The sequence below is a fragment of the Calothrix sp. FACHB-168 genome, assembly GCF_963889195.1.
Lineage (GTDB): Bacteria > Cyanobacteriota > Cyanobacteriia > Cyanobacteriales > Nostocaceae > Aulosira > Aulosira anomala_A.
This window is the reverse complement of the sequence record NZ_CAWPNJ010000084.1, coordinates 1-19,465: the sequence shown is the minus strand read 5'-3', so window position 1 is coordinate 19,465 and position 19,465 is coordinate 1. Positions and strand designations below refer to the sequence as shown.

The following is a 19,465-nucleotide window of genomic DNA, read 5'->3' as shown; positions in this document are numbered from 1 at the left end:
TTGAGTTGGTTAATCTCCCCTTGTTGCTGATTATGTTGGTTTTTTAGTTCTTGAACTTGATTAGATAAATCCTGTTTGAGTTGGTTAATCTCCCCTTGTTGCTGATTATGTTGGTTTTTTAGTTCTTGAACTTGATTAGATAAATCCTGTTTGAGTTGGTTAATCTCCCCTTGTTGTTGATTATGTTGGTTTTGTAGATTTTGAACTTGATTAGATAAATCCTGTTTGAGTTGGTTAATCTCCCCTTGTTGTTGATTATGTTGGTTTTGTAGATTTTGAACTTGATTAGATAAATCCTGTTTGAGTTGGTTAATCTCCCCTTGTTGTTGATTATGTTGGTTTTGTAGATTTTGAACTTGATTAGATAAATCCTGTTTGAGTTGTTTAATCTCCCCTTGTTGCTGATTATGTTGGTTTTTTCGTTCTTGAACTTGGTTAGATAAATCCTGCTTGAGTTGGTTAATCTCCTCTTGTTGCTGATTATGTTGGTTTTTTCGTTCTTGAACTTGATTAGATAAATCCTGTTTGAGTTGATTAATTTCTCCTCGTTGCTGATTATTTTGAGTTTTGAGTGTTTGAATTTCACTCTTTAATTCAGCTACTTCTTGAGATAAATTCTCTGCATTAACTGGCGGTAACGGTTCGTTCATAGTTGTTCCTGGTTTTTGGGTAATTTTTGAAATGCTATTTTTTAGTTCATTTACATCAAGAGATATCCTTTCCAATAATAGTAAAATCTCTTGATTATGCCAATTGATGTCAGTTTTTATCGATAATTCGTCTATGATCTGTTGTTTGATATAAACAACAAAATTATTAATTATTTTTTGTAAAAGATAAGTATTTTTATTCTCCAATCTTAGTAAAACTATGATTGATTCAATCATTTTATCAATTCCCCCCTGCTCTGGTGGAGCAGGAGTTATGGGAATATCAGGAATCAAAGTAATAGTAGTTTTTCCATCCTTATAATTTGTAATTTTGGCTTTGATTTCCGGAGGTATTTGACGAATATTGATTCGGAAGTTACCAATTTTATGACTTCCTTGATTTATTTTTCTATCGTTACTAACAGAATTGTCATGCTCGTCAACTATCGTATTTTCATTATGCATAAACAACTCATTTATTTAATTGATAATCTAGTAATCCCAAAGCATCACGCAAATTCAACTTACCAAACCCCCCTTTATGACTTTTAAAACGAGTATCAAATTTATCAGAACTATGCTTGAGAATATGTTTAATTTGGCTGTCTGATAGAATAAATCCTCGCTTTTTGAGAGAGTAAGATTTAAGTAGAGCTACTGCACCAGCAACAAAGGGGGAAGCATGAGAAGTCCCGGTCGAAAAACCATATTTATTATCCAAATATGTGCTGTAGATATTAGTTCCTGGAGCGGTTAAAACGACTTGTTTCCCATAGGTTGAGAAATGAGTAACTTTACCTCTTTCATCAAACGCTCCAACAGTAATTACGTAAGGTAAAGCACCTGGATAATAGAGTTGATTGTTGCCGCTATTACCTGATGCAGCCACAATGGTCACTCCCTTCTGTTGAGCATAATCGACCACTTCTTGGTGAGGCAACTTACCCCCGGTATGCTGAATTCCCAGACTCATATTGATAACATTTGCACCCTTGTCAATTGCCCACTTAATGCCGCTATTGATGTTGTCCACCAAACCGGCTCCTACCCGCTTACCACCCTGTTCCATCGCTCCTAACACCCGCACGGGTAAAATCTTACACTTAGGTACTACTCCCAAGGGCATGTTAATTCCCTTAGCGGCAATTATTCCTGCTACATGAGTTCCATGTCCTACCTCATCATCTGGTATATCATCGTAGCCAAGATAATCACCGACAAACTTTCCTGCCCCATCGATAATGTCCACAAAGTCGTACCCTGGCAACAGAGCATCCTGGAGTTCCGGATGGCTCAAAGTAATACCTGTATCCAGTACGGCTACTTTAATTGGAGGATCGCTCTGGTTGCTCTGGGTATAACGTTGGGCTTCCTCTAAATAGATGTGGGCTTCTTCTAAAGAGATAGCACGACGCGATCCCTCATCTGTTGTCGTACGCCTTTGCTGGGGCAATAATTTGGGTAAATCCGCCTGGGCGATCGCTCCTATCTGCACCTCTTCTACAATAGGTACGTGTGATAACTCTTCGATCAAACGATCTGGAATCGCTCGTTCCTGCTGCAAAATCAGCCGATAAATGCGATCGAGTCCACTGGCTAACTCTGCCGCATCCCAATCCTTGGCAGCAGGGCGATACTCCTGAGTTGCCCAGACAGGCAAATCATATTTTGCCAAAAGACTGTCGATATGGGGGTGGAGGTGCGTATTCGCAATCATGCGATCTTCCAACAGTTCCTGCCAGTGGGGAAGTGGTGCGATCGCAACCCCTTGTCTGATTTTGATTTTTATATGGGGTTTCATAATCGAGCTTTATCAAGGACAGCAAACATCACTAGCCCAAAGAACACGGACATTTGCAAAGATTTAAATACTATTGATCCACTTCAGCTTTGACAACACAATCGAAGTTTGCGATTTTAAGCAGGCAACTTTAGGCTTTTAAGCCGCAATCTCTATACAGAGTAGCGTAGCCAACACTTCAGTAATATTACTGATTATTATATTAATTTTTATGTAAAAATTCCAAATTTAACTATTTTTACGGAATATTTTTATATATTCTGCATTAATAAACCTTATTCCCATAATTAAGCCTCTGCGATGCCTCAAGCTCAAAAACGCTACCGGAAGACAGCAATTCTCACTAACCAAGGATTGCAGAAGTTAGAAGCATCAAAATTAAAGGCAAAGTTCTCAAACAGCTGCACACAGGCTTATACTTTGGAAACACTGAGTGAATATACAGGACTATCACCTCATACCCTCAGTAAAATTCACGTTTGCAAAGCTGGTGTAGATCTACGAACTCTAACACGCTACTTTAGTGCGTTTAACCTGACACTAGAACCTGGTGATTATCGTCAACCGCTTTACTCAAAAAGCCTTGAATCGGATCAGCCCACCATAAAAGAGAACGCTCAATTATTTTACCCAGATAAATTATATAAAACTCGGGTCATAGCAGAATCGCCGCACATAGAAACGATTGTAAATTTGGGTATGGCACCCGATGTTTCCAAGTTTTGTGGGCGCACCACAGAATTAGCCATTTTACAAAAATGGATTTTAGAAGAACGCTCTCGCCTGATTGCGCTGGTGGGAATGGGCGGTATTGGTAAAAGTGCTTTAGCTGCCAAAGTCTCTCAATTGCTACAAGCAGACTTTGAATTTGTGATTTGGCGCAGTCTCCGTAACGCCCCACCCTTAGAAACTTTGTTGGCTGAACTGGTATCCTTCCTTTCCCAGCAGCAAAACATCCAGGCAAAACCAGAACAGTTGCTGTACTGGCTGCAAACCCATCGCTGTCTAGTAATTCTGGATCATCAAGATACTCTTTTACAACCAGGCCAGCTTGCTGGCAACTACCAGCCCAATTTTTGCAACTATGGTGAATTGTTTCAGTTACTGGCAGAAGCGAGCCACCAAAGTTGTATCCTCCTGACTAGTCGAGAGAAATCAACAGAAGTTGGCATATTTGAAGATGGGAATGGCGCAGTGCGATCGCTATTTTTGCAAGGTTCCTGGGAAGCATCACTGGCATTAATGGACGCTAAGGGATTAGTGGGAAATGAGGCTCAAAAACGGCACCTTTGTGAGTTGTATCGTTCCAATCCACTGGTATTGAAAATGGTTGCCACATCCATTCAGAGTTTGTTTGATGGAGAAATTACCACCTTTTTACAAACAGAAACACTAATACTTAATGGAATTCGCCGCTTGTTAAATCAGCAATTTGAACGTTTGTCATCTCTAGAGCAGACAATCATGTATTGGTTGGCGATTAATCGAGAATGGACTACAATTGCCCAACTGCAAGCCGATATCGTCCCTACAGTTTCTCGCGCTAATCTGCTGGAGTCACTGGAATCACTTACATGGCGCAGCTTTATTGAAAAGCGATCAGGCGCATATAGCCAACAGCCCGCGATTATGGAATATGTCACAGATTGTTTAATTCACAAGCTTGCCACTGAATTGTTAATAATTCAGACATCATCCTTAAACCATTATGCACTTGTAAAAACAACCGTTTTAGATTGTATCCGCGAAACTCAAATTCGATTAATTTTGCACCCATTTATTGAACAACTACAAGCCGCATTTCATCATAGTTCTGAACAACTAGAGCATCATCTGCAATCCATCTTATCAGCATTGCGTTGCGCTCCGGAGTCAGTTTTTGGTTATGGTGTGGGTAACTTTATCAACCTGTGTCTGTACCTGCAAATCGACCTAACTAGCTATGACTTTTCTCGTTTAAAAATCCGACACGCAGATTTCCAGGGAAAGACACTACAGCACATCAATTTTCAATGCGCTAATTTTCTTTAATACATACCAATCATAAACTCAAAATTACCATCACCCCTGCTTTTTTTGAGTGTTTCAACGATTTTTTTGGAGTTGTCATAGGGGCCACTAACATAGCATGGTTTTCCATTACGGCCACATTCAATACGAACGGTGCCATCCCAGTTGCCGATGTGCGAACGTGATTTTTCAAAGTCTTTGTGTGGTTGAAATCCTAAGCTTAGAGCGTATGAGCAAGCACTAAATATCATTCCTTGAGCAATTTCCAGCGTCACCTCTTGTGGCTTTCCAGAAAATGGCTCAAATAGGACTTGTACAAATTCTTGAAATTCTCTTCTGTCTAATGTACGTGGTGGGATGGTATCTTTAATACCTAAACACCAGACATCTAAAAGATAACTACAAAGGGTGATTTGATTATGTCGAGTAACTCTTGCAATCACCACTAATCCTAAACCGCGCTCGATTTCGTCATTTACCTGCACAGGTAAAATTTTTTCTGGTAGATTTTTGATGCTGTTTTCTAGTGAGTTTTTTGGTATTAATTGAGTCAGATTCTCACTTGCTAAACACTGATATACTGGGTCTAGTTCACCTGAAGCTAATCTATCTAATGCGGTTTGTTGTGCTTGATTCTGAATTACTGCATTTACTTCTGATATTTTAATACCTAATTTTCGAGCTATTTGTTTGGCTGTTAAATTTAATGCCCGTAATTCTCTAATTTCTTGCTGTTGTTTTATTGTCATAAGTTACTCTTTCTACAAACAACCTATTCAGCATATTAAACTAATCAAGCGTTTACTAATTTAATTTCTGGAAGAGCATAGACGTTCCATTTGTGCGAATTGGTATTAGTGGTTGAAACCATTGAATACTCGTTTCACATTGGGCGAAATCATCTCATGATTCAGCCATTGAGCCTATTCTTGCTTCTTTTTATGGTAAATAAGTATAAGTACTCTAAATAATACAGACAGAAATAATGACATCTGTTTTTTTTTGGATTGGCTTGGGCTGTTTACGGATTTCTTCTAGGAGGTCTGACTCCCACAATATTTTATTTCTTGCTGTATACATTTTTATCTTTTGTCAGCCCAGATTCTGGGGTATATCAATACACGAATAAATACATAGAGCCAACAAAAGTCATACAGATATGTGCATTATTAGGTGCTATCTTCGGATTTTTCTTTGGTATAACTTACTAATTTAGTATTAGAGCAGCTCAATTATGTCTAGATTTGCTGCTACTCTTTGTTTTTGTGTTTCTTTCTCTTTTTTAAGTTCTTGAATTTCTATGCGCTTATGGATTGATTTGTCAGCAAACCAGACATATCTAATACTCGCACTGACCAAGTAGATGCACAATCTGCCATATTTGCGCTTTGGGTCGATTCGCTCCAACTGTTGACCCAATTGAGTTTCCAATCTTGTAATACCTCTATTAGTTGATTTAATTCAACATAATTAACTTCACTGTTTTGCTGTATCAAAGACAAATACAACAAGCTCTCTTCTAACAATACTGGAACTATTTCGCCCTTTGCACTATTTTTTACCCAAGATTTGAGCCTTGCTAAACAGGCTGCCAATTCCCCTAATTGCTGTGGCTGGGTTAGATGTAAAAAACTAGTTTCAATTGCACTCCAGTTAGGCATTACAATCCTCCTAGCAATTGCTTGGTAATTTGGCTGACTTGTTAAAGAATCTGTGGTGACTGTACGATCATAAAACAATGTTGAATATAAGGATTAGGAAGTAGACAATAACAGTTCAAGGGTACAGTCTGTAGCTTCAAAAATTCTCTACACCATATACTCCTTCCACTAGAATCTCACAGGTCTAAACTTAATGAACTTGTCATCTGGTAATAATTCCCACTTTTTCCTTGATACTAATAGTTGCACTTGAGTCTTGTTTTTGTCAACTAAAGATTGCATAATATGGCTAGCCAAGAACAGATAGAAGAGGTTGTAATGTTACCACTAACTGAAGTGGGATCTATTAGATGGACAAAGGAGCGCGGGCAGAAAATGCGCTCATTGCGTGGTGATATGCCATTAGTAACTTTATCTAAAAAGCTTGCTGAATATGACGTAGATATGTCTCGGCAATATTTGAACCGCATGGAAACCTTCACAGAGGTCAAAAGTGCTTCCCCTGAACTTGTTACTGGCTTATGTAAAGTATTTGGCTGTACTTTGGCTGAATTACTGTGTTTGAAAGAAACCAAAATTGTGCAATTAGGGGTTGACAAATGCAACTAAAGGTTGCACTATAGTTGTTAAGGAGAGCAAGAAGAAGTCAGGAGTCAGGAGTCAGAATCAATCAGTTGGGGATTTAAACCTGCGACTGATTGAACGCGAGTACGTCTCCCCTTGGGAGAAGACCAGCAAATTTTCAATTTGGTGGGAGTGCAAAAACGCCGTTTATTCGCCCTACGGGTGGCAGTTCCTTTAAGCGGGAGAACCCCACCAACGGACTGCCTCACCAGTCGCACAGAATACAAGCAAGAGAATTCTGAATTCTGGCTCCTGACTCCTGACTCTTGAATTCCAAAACCCAATGACACCGGGACTAGCAGCCGGAAGCCAAACTTGTAATGCTCAAGCCGCCGGAGATGATTCCGATGACCTAACTAAGTCTAAAAAATTGGTTATTTATCGAATCTACTTCTAGAATCCAAAGATTTTTACAGCTTCGCTGATTTTGTTGTGAGAGCGTTTCATTTGTACAGCGCTCTTTTGTGCTTCAAAAACAAAGGCGATCGCCCATGTCTGGAAAACTCAGCGATCGCCTTTTACCCTTTTATCAAAGGAATATCTATTATGACCTACAAAACACCTGCACAGCAAGCAATTTTCGCTTCTTTCGCTGTTGACGAACAACTAAGCGCTCAAGCCCAACTAGAGCAGCACATCACACAACAGGGTGAAGTTTTAGCACCTGAAGAATTCACCGTTATCGAAATCAGCTGCTACGACTATGAAATTTACGTTGGCGAGAAAATGATAGCCAGCATCACCTATGATCACGATGACTTCGTGACCCAACGCTGGGTGATAATCGTGAACTCAACAGAAGAACATCGTGCAGACACCTGGGCAAAGTGCCACAACCACATTGCTTGGCACTACAAGCAAGGCACTTTGCCTGTACAAAAGCAAAAAGCCCCAGCCAATACCACTGGTAACGAAGTGATGGCACAAATTGCTGTGGAATGTGAGAAATTTGGCTTTGAACTCCTCGATGACGGTATCTACAACAATGATAAAAAGCTAGGTTCAGCCGGATGTACTGATGGTCGCTGGTGGGTGAGAAGAGCATCATCAGAGCATCAGCAGCAAGTGCCCTGTGATTCTGCATTCGATGCCGTGTGGTCATTGTCGATGGTCGAAGTATTGCCTAATCTCGAAACTAGGTCTTGCGAGGAATTGTTGGATAAACCGTTTGATCAACTAACAAGCGAGGAATGGAAGCGGCTGATGGAGTATCAGCCACTTCCAGACAGTATGGTGTTAACCGCGTAGTTTAAGAGAGAATATGGTGGGCACAATGCGCCCACCACCTCAATATCAGCATAATAAGCCGGACGTGAGAAGTCCTAAATTAAGAAGTAAAGCTCGCTGATTTGCGTTCAGCTTCGGCGATATCACAAATGGCAGCTAAATACATGAGGAGAGTGCTTTGAAATAAGCACCTTAATCAGAAAAAACTCTCCCGCCACTTGCTGTATGAGGGAATAGTTGCAATAACTCAAAAAAGTTAATCCATAAAAGTCAGAAACAAACTGCAACACTAAACTTCATCTTTGAGAGTTTAAAAACCTAATGGATATTAAAACTATTGCTGTCACCTATCACAGAAAATTTAACTTAGGTGACTACGAATCATTGGAATTGGGTTGCTCATTATGGGCACAAATCGACCCAGAAGAAGATGCAGAAGGTGTGACTCAGTTTTTATATCAACAAGCCAAAGCCTCTGTTAAAGAAGCTGCAAGGCCTGTAATTCAAGAATCAATTCACAAGATGAATAAAGTCAAGATGCAAAAACAGTCAGCTAAATCTGAAACTGAACTGGATGATTTTTAATTATGCCGGAAATTAAACTTGGATTAGGTAATCCACCACAGCCAATTTATCTGTATGTGAAGAAATTAGAGGTTGATGGTCGGATTTACGCTTGGTATAACTGCGAAATTGAACAAGATAAAAAGATTCCTGTCAGCCAAAGAGCATTAACAGGTTATGTATCAGAGCTAAGACTAACAGATAAAGATTTCAAAGGCAAGGACAATTTAAAATTAGATATTGTTGTCCAAGCTGATGAAATTTATATCGTCCGCAGTGGGATTGAAACCAACTTTGCCAAATCATTCTTGTTAGCTGCATCTGTTGTGAAAGATTTTACTCAGCCTTTAATCATTGTTGCTACTCCTGGTGATGAAAATTCAGTTTTCTGCAATCTTTATGACGCTTTAACTAAAACCCGTATTCGTAGGGAATGGAATCCTAACGCTGATTGGGTAACAATTATTCATGATGTTCAATCTCAGTTAACTCCAACTTCAGATTCCGTCGATTATGTTCAATCTGTACAACCGCAATCAAATCCAAAGCAAACTACTGTAACATCTGCAATACATCCTCAAGATTTCCGGGTAAAACAAATTCGGACTTTACTTAATTACCCACTTGATTTAATCAAGGAATGGTTACATTTTCAAGATGTTAGTAGTCCCAGCGAGCTTCATCACAGTAAAGTTGATGAGCTTGTAAAAACAATGTGCATTGCTTGGGCATCAGATAAGTTTGACCACCCCAATCATGCTGGTAATTCCTATCAGAAAAACATAGTTAATGCTGTAGTTGATGGCTTGGATGAACTGCAAGCAATCAAAGCATGGATGCAGCAAGTTCAACAGCAGACTGTTGCACAGATGGTATAGACAATTTTTGAAAAAATGCACATTTGGATAGGCAAATACTATTCAGTTGGCACCAAAAGTTAAGCACCTAACATGCAAAACACCTCCGATTAAAAATATGACTCGAAAGCCTTATGATCAATTTTCAAAGCAATTCTTGGAGGAGTTACTTTCGCCTTTAGGAAAGGTGGAAGTCAACAGAGAAGTAACTGATGAAATTCGCCAAGTAGATATTTTGTTTTCTGCCTCACCAACACCCCAAGCTAATCAACAGTCATTGGGGTTACTTGGCAGAATAGCTGTAGGAACTTCTCTGCTAGAACCATTTCGCAATCAACCAACGAAGACAGAAGTACGCAACTGTCTTCTGAAGGTCTTTACAGTCATGGCAGACTCACAACGGAAAGCTAAGCGAGAACAGACCACCATAGCAGAAAATGATTTAGCTTCATTGTGGATTCTAGCACCATCAGCTTCTCCCAGTTTGCTTAACAGTTTTGGCGCTAAACTGGAGCTAGACAATTGGTCTGCTGGAGTTTATTTTCTAGCTGACTCGTTGAGAACGGCGATAGTCGCGATTAACCAGCTACCAGTAACCAGTGAAACATTGTGGTTAAGGCTCTTAGGTAAAGGAGAAACTCAACGCCAAGCTGTCACTGAATTACTAGCACTACCCGATAACAACGTAGTACGACAAAACACTCTTAAACTAATTACCAATTGGCGAATTATTTCAATTCAACAGCCGGAAAATCTCACACAAGATGACCAGGAGTTAATTATGAATTTGTCACAAGCATATCAAGAATGGGAAGAAACTACAAAGCAAAAAGGGCAACGTGAAGTTGTAGAGAACTTACTGAGAGTCAGGTTTGGTAATTTAGATGAAGAGCTATCAAGAGTAGTTGATAGGTTGTTACAGTTACCACCAGAAGAATTTACGCCTCTATGCATTCAATTAAGCCGTGAAGAATTGTTGACAAGATTCGCTGCAACTTGACAGCAATCCGAAGACATATTAGTAGCAACTTACCACAATCTATCAATCACCAAGCGCTTTGTTATTAACAGAGCGCTTCTTTATATTCTCCGAAAATCATGAATGAACAAACTCTAGATAAAGCACTGTACTTAGACAGCCGAACCAGAGAATCTGTGCATGAAGAATTAGAGAAAATCTTCAATTTACTGGTAGATTTTCAAGAGCATAACCCACGAGTTTATCAATTCTTATGTGAGCGCAAACGGGATTTGAGTTTGGCAGATGCAATACAGGCGCTTGCACAAACTTTGGAAGTTTTGAAACCAGATGAATAGCTTTGTTACGAGCAATTACCAAGATTTAGGTTAATCAATATGGATGTACAGCAACAAACTCAACAAGCTTGGGATGCATTAATGGGTATTGACAAGCGACATTATGTACTCACTGGCTTTTATGCATTAGGAGATGCATTTTTGATCAGTGGTAAAAACCCCACTTATAAAAACCAAATAGTTCTGGTAGAACATCGTCTTAAGTCTCAAATTAATCACTGGGATTTCAGATGTAATCGTTCGGAATGCAGACAGCAGCCTACCATTACAACTAATGGGGATGATGGTCACGGTAATTTGAAGCGAAAATCCCTATCACTCCAAGTATACAGCTAAGGATGGGATTACTAATTTTCTTGAAGCTGCGCTTAAGACCAAAAATTAATCATGGTCACTAAATATGGTACAAACAATACCAAACCCTACTGTTGATGCATTTCTTCAAAATGCTGTAGTTGAAAATTACAACTTTTCTCAACTTAATAAGACCCGGATTCGTTTCAAAATTCAACTGAAGAAAACCACCAAAAGTAACGCTCCAAAATGGACTGATGTTTTAAAGTCTGAGGGTGAATCACAATCGGATCTTATTAAAGTTAAGTCTTCAGAAGTTGGTTTGAAAGGAATCAAAGTATTCAAAGCATTGGATGAAGCAGCCAGTCAATTGAGACAGGAAATAGCCTCAGTCCAAGAATGGATGAATTCTGACAATGGTGACTGGATTTGTCCAATTGACCTCGCACCATTGGTTTGGAGTCAACTACTAAATATTCGGGATTCAATTGCTCCGACTCTTCGCGCTCAGTTACAAGACGACTATGAGCAGGGCTTGGCAGATTACATTGAACGTATTGAAAGTTTTCTCTCTCTCAATGCTTGGCAACTACCAACAGATAAGCAATCTGAAGTTCAAACGAACTTACTCAAGGCTTTTCCCCTATTGTCAGAACTAGAAGATTATTTGCAGGTAGTCATTGGTAGACCTGTAATTATCCCAGCACTATCTGAACAGCTCAACGAGCAACAGGCCGATTGCCTAAAACAAATCACCCAGTTCATCCAGCAGTATGACCAAAACCTGGAGCAAAGATTAAAGTCCGCGGCGATCGCTGGTGGTGAAGAACTTGCAGCCCAACTACTTGAAGAACTGGCTGATTGGGAGCCAGGGCGAAAGCCAGTCCAGTTCAAACGCAAGATGGAAAAACACCTGAAAAAAGTTCGCGTACTACTAGCTAATGCAAGCCCAGAAGCAGGAACCAGCCTGCAACAGATGATGGAGCATTTGGATTCGATTGTGAATGACCCAACAATTGAATCGAAGAATTTGGGGTCAGATGGGCGCTCGCAGTTGCAACAGAAGATGGATGCAATCTACTCCAAGCTACTCTCTGAACAACGCAACTTGCAAAAGTTGACCAGTGAAGATGTTGGGCTGACAGTAGCGACTGTTAAATCATTCAAATTTCGTTAGATCAAAAACCTTTTCAACTTTTTCATGAGGTAAATTATGTCTCATTTCTCAACAGTGAAAACAAAACTCACCAACTGTGAGTGCTTAGTGCAAGCTTTGCAAGATTTGAAGCTATCACCCGAAGTCTACGAAACACCTCATCCACTCAAAGGATACTACGGTAATAAGGAGGGCCAAAGTGCGGAGATTGTTATCCCTAACCACACGCTAAAAGTCCGTGCAGATATCGGCTTCCGATGGAATGCAACAGATGGCGCATATCAATTAATCCACGATGCCTACGAGACACTTCCCAAGCTAGGGCAAAACTTCTTTACTCATCAGTTAATGCAGGCTTATGGTAAGCGGATGGTTCGTGCTAAAACAGCCCAACTACAAGAGCAGTTCGGGGAGTGCAGCATCACAGAAGAAAGCAACGGTCAGGTGCAAACCCTACGGCTGACTTTTGCCGCACATCAACAAACACAGCAATATCTCAGGAGATGAATCATGGAACGAGCCATACTCATACATTTCAATTCAGTTACAGGGGAAGTGAAGGTAGAAGCCCAGGGATTTGAAGGGCTTGCCTGCATTGAAGCGACTCAACCAATTGAGGAAGCCTTGGGGGTTGTGGCAGGCGACCGCTCCTTCAAGCCAGAAGCACAACAGCAACGGATCACCTCAAATCATCAAATACGCCTACAGCAATAAGAAAAATGGGGAATCAGCACATTCCCCTAAAACAAAATTCTCCCTTGCAAACTACCAAAAAAATTCAAAACTATGAATCTATCCAATATTTTCAGCACTCTGGACTCGCAAATTCCGATTGTGGCGTTGGAAGTGCTGTCCCCAGAGGAAGCCACAATCATTCAATGGCTAACAACGACTGCTCAAGAAAAGCTCACCCTACCAGTGTACTTCTGGAACTTGGGAGTTTCTACCTTAGAGCAATGCCTGATTGCTGTTGATGGCGGACTGGTATTCAAGCCAGTGCCAGAGTACAAAAAACCGCCTCTTGCTGATCCACTGATATTTGTCTTTGATTACATCAACAGCTTTGATGGTGCTGGTGTATTTATTTTGGGTGATGTTCACCCGTTTATCGCTAAGAACTCTCCTCAACTATCGTGGGATATTTTGACCAGAGTGAAAAATCTTTACCACCGACTCAAACCCACTGAGAAAAGAATTATCTTTCTGGGACAAAACATCGAACTACATGAATCTTTGGTACGCCTCATTCCCTACTGTGAAGTACCACTGCCCTTGATTGAGCAGATTCAGGAGCATTTAGAGTCGTATTTGGAATATTTGTTGGAGTCAGCACAAGAGCAAGAAGTAAAGTTCACAGTTTCGTTAGCTGCGGAAGAAAGAGAAACTTTGGCAAGGGCAGCATTAGGGTTGACGCTAGAGGAAATTAGCGACTTCCTCCGCTTAACAGTCAAAGAGCGTTTGAACCGCAACGGTATCGTCATAGATGCTACTGTCACGCCATTAGTTGTTAAATACAAAACTCGGCTACTTGCACAGATGGGTATTGAGTTGGGCAAGCCAGCAACTATCCCATTCGGTGGGCTTGACTTATTGCGTGAGTGGTTGCAACGGCGGCGACGACTGTTTACACAAGAAGCCAGATCGCTACATCTACCTCAGCCTAAAGGTGTTCTGTTGGCAGGGCCACCAGGAACAGGTAAATCAATAGTTGCTAAAAACATTGCTACTATTCTCAATCTACCGCTACTGCAACTAGACATTGCATCAATGCTGGGTAGTTTAGTCGGTGAATCTGAGGGCAATGTCCGCCGCGCACTCAAGACAGCACAAGTCATTGCCCCGTGCATTTTATGGATGGACGAAATTGAGAAAGCCTTGTCTGGTCAAGGTGATACAAGTGGAGTTTCCCAACGCATTTTGGGCAATATCCTCACATTCATGAGTGAGTGTACTACTGGGGTTTTCGTTGTGGCCACCTGTAATGACCCATCAGCATTGCCAAGTGAACTCAAGAGAAAGGGCAGGTTTGATGAATTATTCTTCGTTGATTTACCAACTGAGTCTGAGAGAAGCCAAATCCTCTCTATTCATCTCCAAAGATTCGGTATCTCTGTCGAGGATGAATATCTCGAAGCGATCGCCGCTAACACTGTGAAGTTCTCAGGGGCCGAACTCGAAACCCTAGCAGCCGAAGCCGCACTACTGGCTTTTGATGAAGGACGACCGCAACAGGTCACTTTAGGGGACTTGGAAACTTGTCGAAACTCTATCACACCGCTGGCTATACAAGATGCGGCGGCTGTAGAACGGATGCGCGATTGGGCAAAGGCGGCGCGACCGGCTTCGAGTGCGATCGCAGTAACGACCAAATCTCTCAAGACTGCTCGATTCCGCAATTTGAATTAATTAACAGTAAGCGGTGAACATCATCTCAAACAGTAATATCGATTTTTTGAGCTTTCAAACTAGCAGAACTAATCTTGTTGCGATCACCCTAGCGATCAATTAATAGCCCAATAATCGATATGGCATTTTCTTCAACACTGGGCAAGAATACAATGCCCAAATTGCCGTCAAGCAATGTTTGATTACAGGTGAATATCTGATTGACAAATGTTCACCTGTTCATTAATTAATCTAGCAATAATTATGGAGAGAAAAATATGTCAAAGATTAAGTATTTGAATATTTTTGTGGCAACATCAGGAGCCGTAGTAATAGTTATCGGAGGCATAATTGGTGTTCAAGGAGCAATTGCTGGGTCAGGCGCAAAAAGTTGGTTTTCCGGTTTATCTCTAATGTTAGGGGGAATTGGATTGCAAGCAATAGCCTTAGACCGTTTATTGAAAAATCAAACCGAAGAAGAAATCAACAGAACTTTAAATCAAAGGCTTAAGGCAATACCAAAAGCTTGTAGAGGTTGCCGAAATTTTCACGGACTTGAATATGGAGGAGTAAAGTTGGTTTGTGCTATCTATCCGTATGGAGTAGATGAGACTACTTGCCCAGATTACGAAAATTTAAGTATCTAAAACGCTCAAAGTTAAATAGACATTTGTTTTGTTGTTTCAAGGTTAACTATTGGAAATTGCTTAAAATATTAGCCAGAGAGTGTGTCACTACAAAAGGCTTTCACCCACTACAGATAGGCTATAGAGGGCATCCATGACACGACGCAAGTTAAAAAAGATAGATAAATTTGCACAAGCCCTGATTAATCAAAGGGGTTGCTCAATCTCCCCAGGAGAATATGAGTATGTCTCTGTTGGCGCAACATTAATTAGAGAGCATTTAAAAACTTTTTTTGATGGTACTGGTGTAAATCCACCAGAATTGAAAACTGTAAAAAACTGGTTTTATAGTGATTGTCCTGATTGGGCGATCGCGGTGCTAACGCGAGCATTAATTTCCCAAAATCAGGAAACTCCCCAATAATCCAAACTTCTATTGCCCACAAAAGGACGGGTAATTTAGGATTTAAACAGTTCAACAGTTAGACCTGAAAATGGAGATAATAACCATTAAACAATGCCGCAATTTATTAAAAATTCAATCTAGAGACACCATAAATAAGTATTTAAAAGCTTTAGATTTGTTTGGCAACAAGTACCTCAACTGGGAGCAGTTCCGACAAGTATTAGAGCTGCAAATATACCTGGGGCTAAAACACGGGAGAAATAGCATATCGTGCTTTCGTCAAATGACTCATCAAGAACTAGACCAAACATTTCAAATATATGGAGTTGAAATAAATGCCAGATTAGCAGCATTACAAAAAATACATAGAGACTCAGTATCCCAAAAACCAGTTTGTGTAGTAAGTCTTTTGAAAAAGTGAACTGCTGATTTAATCCTCATTACAGCTTACTACAGTGTTATTACAAGCATTTAAAGAGTTTTGCCCTTAATAACAAACTAGATTTGTCCTGCTGAATTTGCCAAAAATAAGCTTGTAGAATTCCCCAAAAAACCATAGATAGGAGTAATACGGCAACACTACAACATCTAAACCTTTAGCTAGTAGGGGTTAAACAGATTGTTAGGAAGCTGATTGTACATAAATCCATTCTTAAATCCCCAATTTAAGTACAATTTTTTTCAATTTGAGTGCAGGTGTAGTATTCAGTTAACAAATACAAGTATCCATATATACGGAGATATCACAATGTGTAAAAGAATAAGAAACAAGGGTGTAGGGGTGTATGGATATAGGGGTGTCAGGGAAAAAATTAAGCAGAGAATTAAGATATAAATTAGTCAAAAACTCTGTTGAGTTCTCCCTACACCCCCAAACCCTTACACCCTTACACCCACAAATTTTAGATTCTGACCTAATAAAAGGAAAGACAATGTGTACAGGAGAAAGAAATATACAAAAACATCTCTTGATGGTGCAACTGAAACAATAGAAACAGAAGAAAGAAATTCATCAGGATTGTTAGAATTTTGTGCAGCCATTATCGCAATTACTCTCTCAATATTGACAGCCACTTTAATTTTGCAAAGTGTTAACCATGCCAGTAGTACTAGAGGATTGGATAAGCCAATCAACCAATCTGAGAAACATTTGTCAGAAGATCCGATCAGCGGAAATTAGCGATCGCACATGGTATCAATGGGAGCGATTAGCGGGAGCTTGTTACGCCCAAAGCAAGAAAGTCTACACTCCAAAATTTAAAATCTAAAATTTGCTTAGGAGTGGCATGATTCAATTACTAGATTTATTCAACAATGTTTTAGCTTTCACAATTAATTTTGTGTTGTGTGGAGAATACTGTAATTATTGCTAAGGAATAAACAATTATGGCGCGTAGAGGCTCGGAATTAACAGTACCAACAGAAGAGACATCAGTACAGACTTCATCGCAGGCAATTACTAGAAGTAAAAAAACCGACATTACTACTCATAATCAACAAGCTTCAGCACAGGCTATTGAGGAGTTAGAGATTGCCTTTGACTTTGATTTAAGAATGGCAATCATTCAAAGGTTAGTACAAGATAAACAGGTCATTCTTCAGTTGAAGGATAAAGAACGTCAAATTGCAGAAGCACTAGAACTAGCTAGATTAGAAGCTATTGAAATAGCGCATGAAGAGGGGAAACAGCAAGCCAGAGCCAAGATAGTCCAAAAAAAGGCTCAACAAAAAGCTGTAACACAACAGCACTTTATTGATGTGGAATTACCCCAACTTATTGATAGCTGTGATTATCTGCCTTATGAAACAATGAAACAAACTATTAATGAGTTTGCATCTCGTATTGGTGTGAAATTGCAGTGGAGGGATTTATCCGATGGACAATTCGAGTGCATCCCCAGTATCGGCTGAAGTAAAAGAATTTATCGATACGGTAAATCAGGGCAAAGGATTTGCCCACATCACCGAAATCATTAGTGCAGAAGTACAGCGCCAAATCGAAAACCAATTGTTAGAGTTCCAAAATGCGATCGCTCAATCAAATTTGGCAGCAATTGAGGTGATGTCGCAGGAGTTGGAGAAGATCAAGCTGGAATCAGCAACACTCAGCGGGGTGATGGAGAGATTAACAGCCGCCGTCGCCCCAGATCTACCACCAACTGCTGATGAAGTCGTTAGCTTCCAACAGGCAATTAACAACTTAGAAAGGTATGGCAACATCATTCCCTCGCAGGCTGATATTTTAGCTGCTCAATTAAGAGTTAAAAACGGTCGTGCATGGTCATTAGTTTGGCAGTCATTAGCAAAGATGTTGATTAAAAAATTGGAGCAAAGGTTTTGCAAACAGCCTACTTCCACCGAGCATACTGGTGCTACGAAAACAACTTAGGAATAGCTAAAATTCACTACCCCGCCTTGGGGATATTTGCCCTGGTATTTGAGAATGGTATTCCTAAAATCAATGTCAATTTTCTAGATAAAAAGGAATTTTCTTATTATTGGCAGCAATACAAAAAACTAGGAATAACTTTACATTTGGGGATGAAAGTAGGCATAGATACTGAATTAATTAGATTCATCCAAAAGGATAATCTTGTTACCTTCCCTGATATTAATTTAGAAATCAAGTTAGAAGAAAATTTTCGGTATTTTCGCCCACTAAATGGAGCATGGACGGAGTTTCAAGACGATGTATTTGTAGAATATCAACCTTGCGATTCATTAATTAATGTGAGTTAGTCATGCCAAAAGCAAAACCCCCAGAACCACAAAAAAATGGCGCATTGAGTCTGTCAGACTTAAGTGGTGATGTTAGTAAGGCGATTGTCTTCGGTGATTCTCATTTTGGTTTGGAATCAGCTGTGTGGGATAATGCTCAACGCATTGCTGATATGTTGCCTGTTGACATTAAAGTCTTTGGTGATTTGACCGAAGAAGATGTAGCTTCGGCAGTAGAAAAAGCCAAAGGAGCAGAGTTCCAAGCGAAAAACTGGACTGAATACTCAACAGCTATTAGTCGCTATCTCAAAGCTCTGTATAAAGTCAGAGAAAAGCAAGCAGAAGTTAGTGAAAATGTAGCTGAGGCGAGAGTGCAACAAGCCGAATTAGAAAAGTCTTTGGGGACATCTTTAGCTAATTTAGAATCAAAATTTAGACTTATTGTAGGTGGTTCTCGTTCCGCGATCGCTAGTGTACAGGATGATTTAGAAATCAGTTTGGGACGAATTGCCTCACAGTACTCAGAAGGAAAGGCAAAAAAACAAGAAAAACTGAATACTGAAACTACTAAGAAAGAACCAACTCCTTACGAAGAACAAACAGCTTCTTTAGTTGATAGATTCCGCCAATTGAGAGAAGCCAGATATGAAGGTGCATCTGTTGGGATTACGCAACGAATTCAAAAGGTGGGGTAATGTCACAAATTTGTCGGCTTTTAAGGAGTATATGCAGTTTTTTGGTAGCATCAGCCCTCGCACAATTAATTAGTTTATTACCCTGGTCATTTCTAGTTATAGGAGTAGCAGCAGTCATCACCTATTCCAAGGGGAAAACTGATAACTCCATGCTTTTACAAGTTATTGCTATTGGATTAGCTTTTGGGTGGATGAAATGTTACTTTGCTGGTTAAAAATTGCCACCAGTGGTTTGGCTGCTTTAGTGCTAACTTTATCGGCTAACCCGAAAAACCTCAAGCTGTTCACACCCGCAAATATTGTGGCGATCGCTTTGGCCAGTTATGCGGGTATTGAACTGAGAAAGCTAGAGAAATATTACCAAGATAAAGAACGATGTGAGGATATGCTAGCTGCTTTGAAAGATACTCAAGCAGAAGAACAACTGCAATTTCTCTCGTCCGCTGCCCAAAGAAAGCGTGAAAATGAGGATGC

General features: G+C 40.1%; 25 protein-coding genes. 21 read left to right on the top strand and 4 right to left on the bottom strand.

The features are described 5' to 3' along the window. The coding region (locus AACW45_RS35455; RefSeq protein WP_199331311.1) for a hypothetical protein at positions 1-1,115 on the bottom strand (1,115 nt) is incomplete at its 3' end. 7 nt (positions 1,116-1,122) lie between these two features. Next, positions 1,123-2,451, bottom strand: coding sequence for a S8 family peptidase (locus AACW45_RS35450; RefSeq protein WP_190637871.1), 1,329 nt, complete (start codon positions 2,449-2,451; stop codon positions 1,123-1,125). Positions 2,452-2,751: 300 nt separating this feature from the next. On the opposite strand from AACW45_RS35450, the gene AACW45_RS35445 reads away from it, so the two are divergent. Then, positions 2,752-4,482 (top strand): NB-ARC domain-containing protein, encoded by a 1,731-nt coding sequence (locus AACW45_RS35445; protein ID WP_242045751.1) that lies wholly within the window; start codon positions 2,752-2,754, stop codon positions 4,480-4,482. Here AACW45_RS35445 and AACW45_RS35440 read toward each other — a convergent pair. Together AACW45_RS35440 and AACW45_RS35435 are read right to left on the bottom strand one after the other, a co-directional pair. After that, on the bottom strand, positions 4,479-5,210 hold the full coding sequence (locus AACW45_RS35440) for a helix-turn-helix domain-containing protein (protein WP_190637869.1): 732 nt from the start codon (positions 5,208-5,210) through the stop codon (positions 4,479-4,481). The genes AACW45_RS35445 and AACW45_RS35440 overlap by 4 nt on opposite strands. Positions 5,211-5,759: 549 nt before the next feature. After that, positions 5,760-6,122 (bottom strand): hypothetical protein, encoded by a 363-nt coding sequence (locus AACW45_RS35435; protein WP_190637876.1) that lies wholly within the window; start codon positions 6,120-6,122, stop codon positions 5,760-5,762. Positions 6,123-6,407: 285 nt separating this feature from the next. Between AACW45_RS35435 and AACW45_RS35430 the strand changes: the two genes are divergently transcribed. The 20 genes from AACW45_RS35430 to AACW45_RS35335 all read left to right on the top strand — a co-directional run. Next, positions 6,408-6,731, top strand: a complete 324-nt coding sequence (locus tag AACW45_RS35430; protein ID WP_242045749.1) for an XRE family transcriptional regulator — start codon at positions 6,408-6,410, stop codon at positions 6,729-6,731. A gap of 561 nt (positions 6,732-7,292) precedes the next feature. Next, positions 7,293-7,994, top strand: coding sequence for a hypothetical protein (locus AACW45_RS35425; RefSeq protein WP_190637866.1), 702 nt, complete (start codon positions 7,293-7,295; stop codon positions 7,992-7,994). A gap of 300 nt (positions 7,995-8,294) precedes the next feature. Next, positions 8,295-8,558, top strand: coding sequence for a hypothetical protein (locus tag AACW45_RS35420; protein ID WP_190637864.1), 264 nt, complete (start codon positions 8,295-8,297; stop codon positions 8,556-8,558). 2 nt (positions 8,559-8,560) lie between these two features. Next, entirely contained in the window at positions 8,561-9,415 is an 855-nt protein-coding gene (locus AACW45_RS35415) for a hypothetical protein (protein ID WP_199331310.1), read from the top strand. Positions 9,416-9,512: 97 nt separating this feature from the next. After that, on the top strand, positions 9,513-10,394 hold the full coding sequence (locus AACW45_RS35410) for a hypothetical protein (RefSeq protein WP_190637862.1): 882 nt from the start codon (positions 9,513-9,515) through the stop codon (positions 10,392-10,394). Positions 10,395-10,492: 98 nt separating this feature from the next. Then, positions 10,493-10,711 carry a hypothetical protein gene (locus tag AACW45_RS35405; RefSeq protein ID WP_190637860.1) on the top strand — a complete coding sequence of 73 codons (219 nt, stop codon included), beginning with the start codon at positions 10,493-10,495 and terminating at the stop codon, positions 10,709-10,711. Between the two features lie 39 nt (positions 10,712-10,750). Further along, positions 10,751-11,047, top strand: a complete 297-nt coding sequence (locus AACW45_RS35400) for a hypothetical protein (protein WP_190637858.1) — start codon at positions 10,751-10,753, stop codon at positions 11,045-11,047. Positions 11,048-11,111: 64 nt separating this feature from the next. Then, positions 11,112-12,182, top strand: coding sequence for a hypothetical protein (locus tag AACW45_RS35395; RefSeq protein WP_190637856.1), 1,071 nt, complete (start codon positions 11,112-11,114; stop codon positions 12,180-12,182). A 36-nt stretch (positions 12,183-12,218) separates the two neighbouring features. Beyond that, positions 12,219-12,668 (top strand): DUF1257 domain-containing protein, encoded by a 450-nt coding sequence (locus AACW45_RS35390; RefSeq protein ID WP_190637853.1) that lies wholly within the window; start codon positions 12,219-12,221, stop codon positions 12,666-12,668. Between the two features lie 3 nt (positions 12,669-12,671). Beyond that, positions 12,672-12,875 (top strand): DUF2997 domain-containing protein, encoded by a 204-nt coding sequence (locus AACW45_RS35385; RefSeq protein ID WP_190637851.1) that lies wholly within the window; start codon positions 12,672-12,674, stop codon positions 12,873-12,875. A gap of 72 nt (positions 12,876-12,947) precedes the next feature. Further along, positions 12,948-14,567, top strand: coding sequence for an AAA family ATPase (locus AACW45_RS35380; RefSeq protein ID WP_190637849.1), 1,620 nt, complete (start codon positions 12,948-12,950; stop codon positions 14,565-14,567). Between the two features lie 257 nt (positions 14,568-14,824). Continuing rightward, positions 14,825-15,193 carry a hypothetical protein gene (locus AACW45_RS35375; protein ID WP_190637847.1) on the top strand — a complete coding sequence of 123 codons (369 nt, stop codon included), beginning with the start codon at positions 14,825-14,827 and terminating at the stop codon, positions 15,191-15,193. Between the two features lie 133 nt (positions 15,194-15,326). After that, complete coding sequence (locus tag AACW45_RS35370; RefSeq protein WP_096578379.1) at positions 15,327-15,596, top strand: hypothetical protein; 270 nt, start codon at positions 15,327-15,329, stop codon at positions 15,594-15,596. A gap of 916 nt (positions 15,597-16,512) precedes the next feature. Further along, a complete protein-coding gene (locus AACW45_RS35365) occupies positions 16,513-16,758 on the top strand; it encodes a hypothetical protein (RefSeq protein WP_190637844.1) in 246 nt (81 codons plus the stop codon). Between the two features lie 206 nt (positions 16,759-16,964). Continuing rightward, complete coding sequence (locus tag AACW45_RS35360; RefSeq protein WP_190637842.1) at positions 16,965-17,489, top strand: hypothetical protein; 525 nt, start codon at positions 16,965-16,967, stop codon at positions 17,487-17,489. Continuing rightward, positions 17,455-17,967 carry a hypothetical protein gene (locus AACW45_RS35355; RefSeq protein WP_190637840.1) on the top strand — a complete coding sequence of 171 codons (513 nt, stop codon included), beginning with the start codon at positions 17,455-17,457 and terminating at the stop codon, positions 17,965-17,967. Before AACW45_RS35360 ends, AACW45_RS35355 begins: the two co-directional genes overlap by 35 nt. After that, positions 17,916-18,317 (top strand): hypothetical protein, encoded by a 402-nt coding sequence (locus AACW45_RS35350; protein ID WP_190637838.1) that lies wholly within the window; start codon positions 17,916-17,918, stop codon positions 18,315-18,317. Before AACW45_RS35355 ends, AACW45_RS35350 begins: the two co-directional genes overlap by 52 nt. Before the next feature lie 2 nt (positions 18,318-18,319). Beyond that, positions 18,320-18,991 (top strand): hypothetical protein, encoded by a 672-nt coding sequence (locus AACW45_RS35345; RefSeq protein WP_190637836.1) that lies wholly within the window; start codon positions 18,320-18,322, stop codon positions 18,989-18,991. A gap of 41 nt (positions 18,992-19,032) precedes the next feature. Next, on the top strand, positions 19,033-19,206 hold the full coding sequence (locus AACW45_RS35340) for a hypothetical protein (protein WP_190637834.1): 174 nt from the start codon (positions 19,033-19,035) through the stop codon (positions 19,204-19,206). Continuing rightward, positions 19,188-19,465 (top strand): hypothetical protein (locus AACW45_RS35335; RefSeq protein WP_190637832.1); only part of this gene is annotated, 278 nt, incomplete at its 3' end. The genes AACW45_RS35340 and AACW45_RS35335, both read left to right, overlap by 19 nt.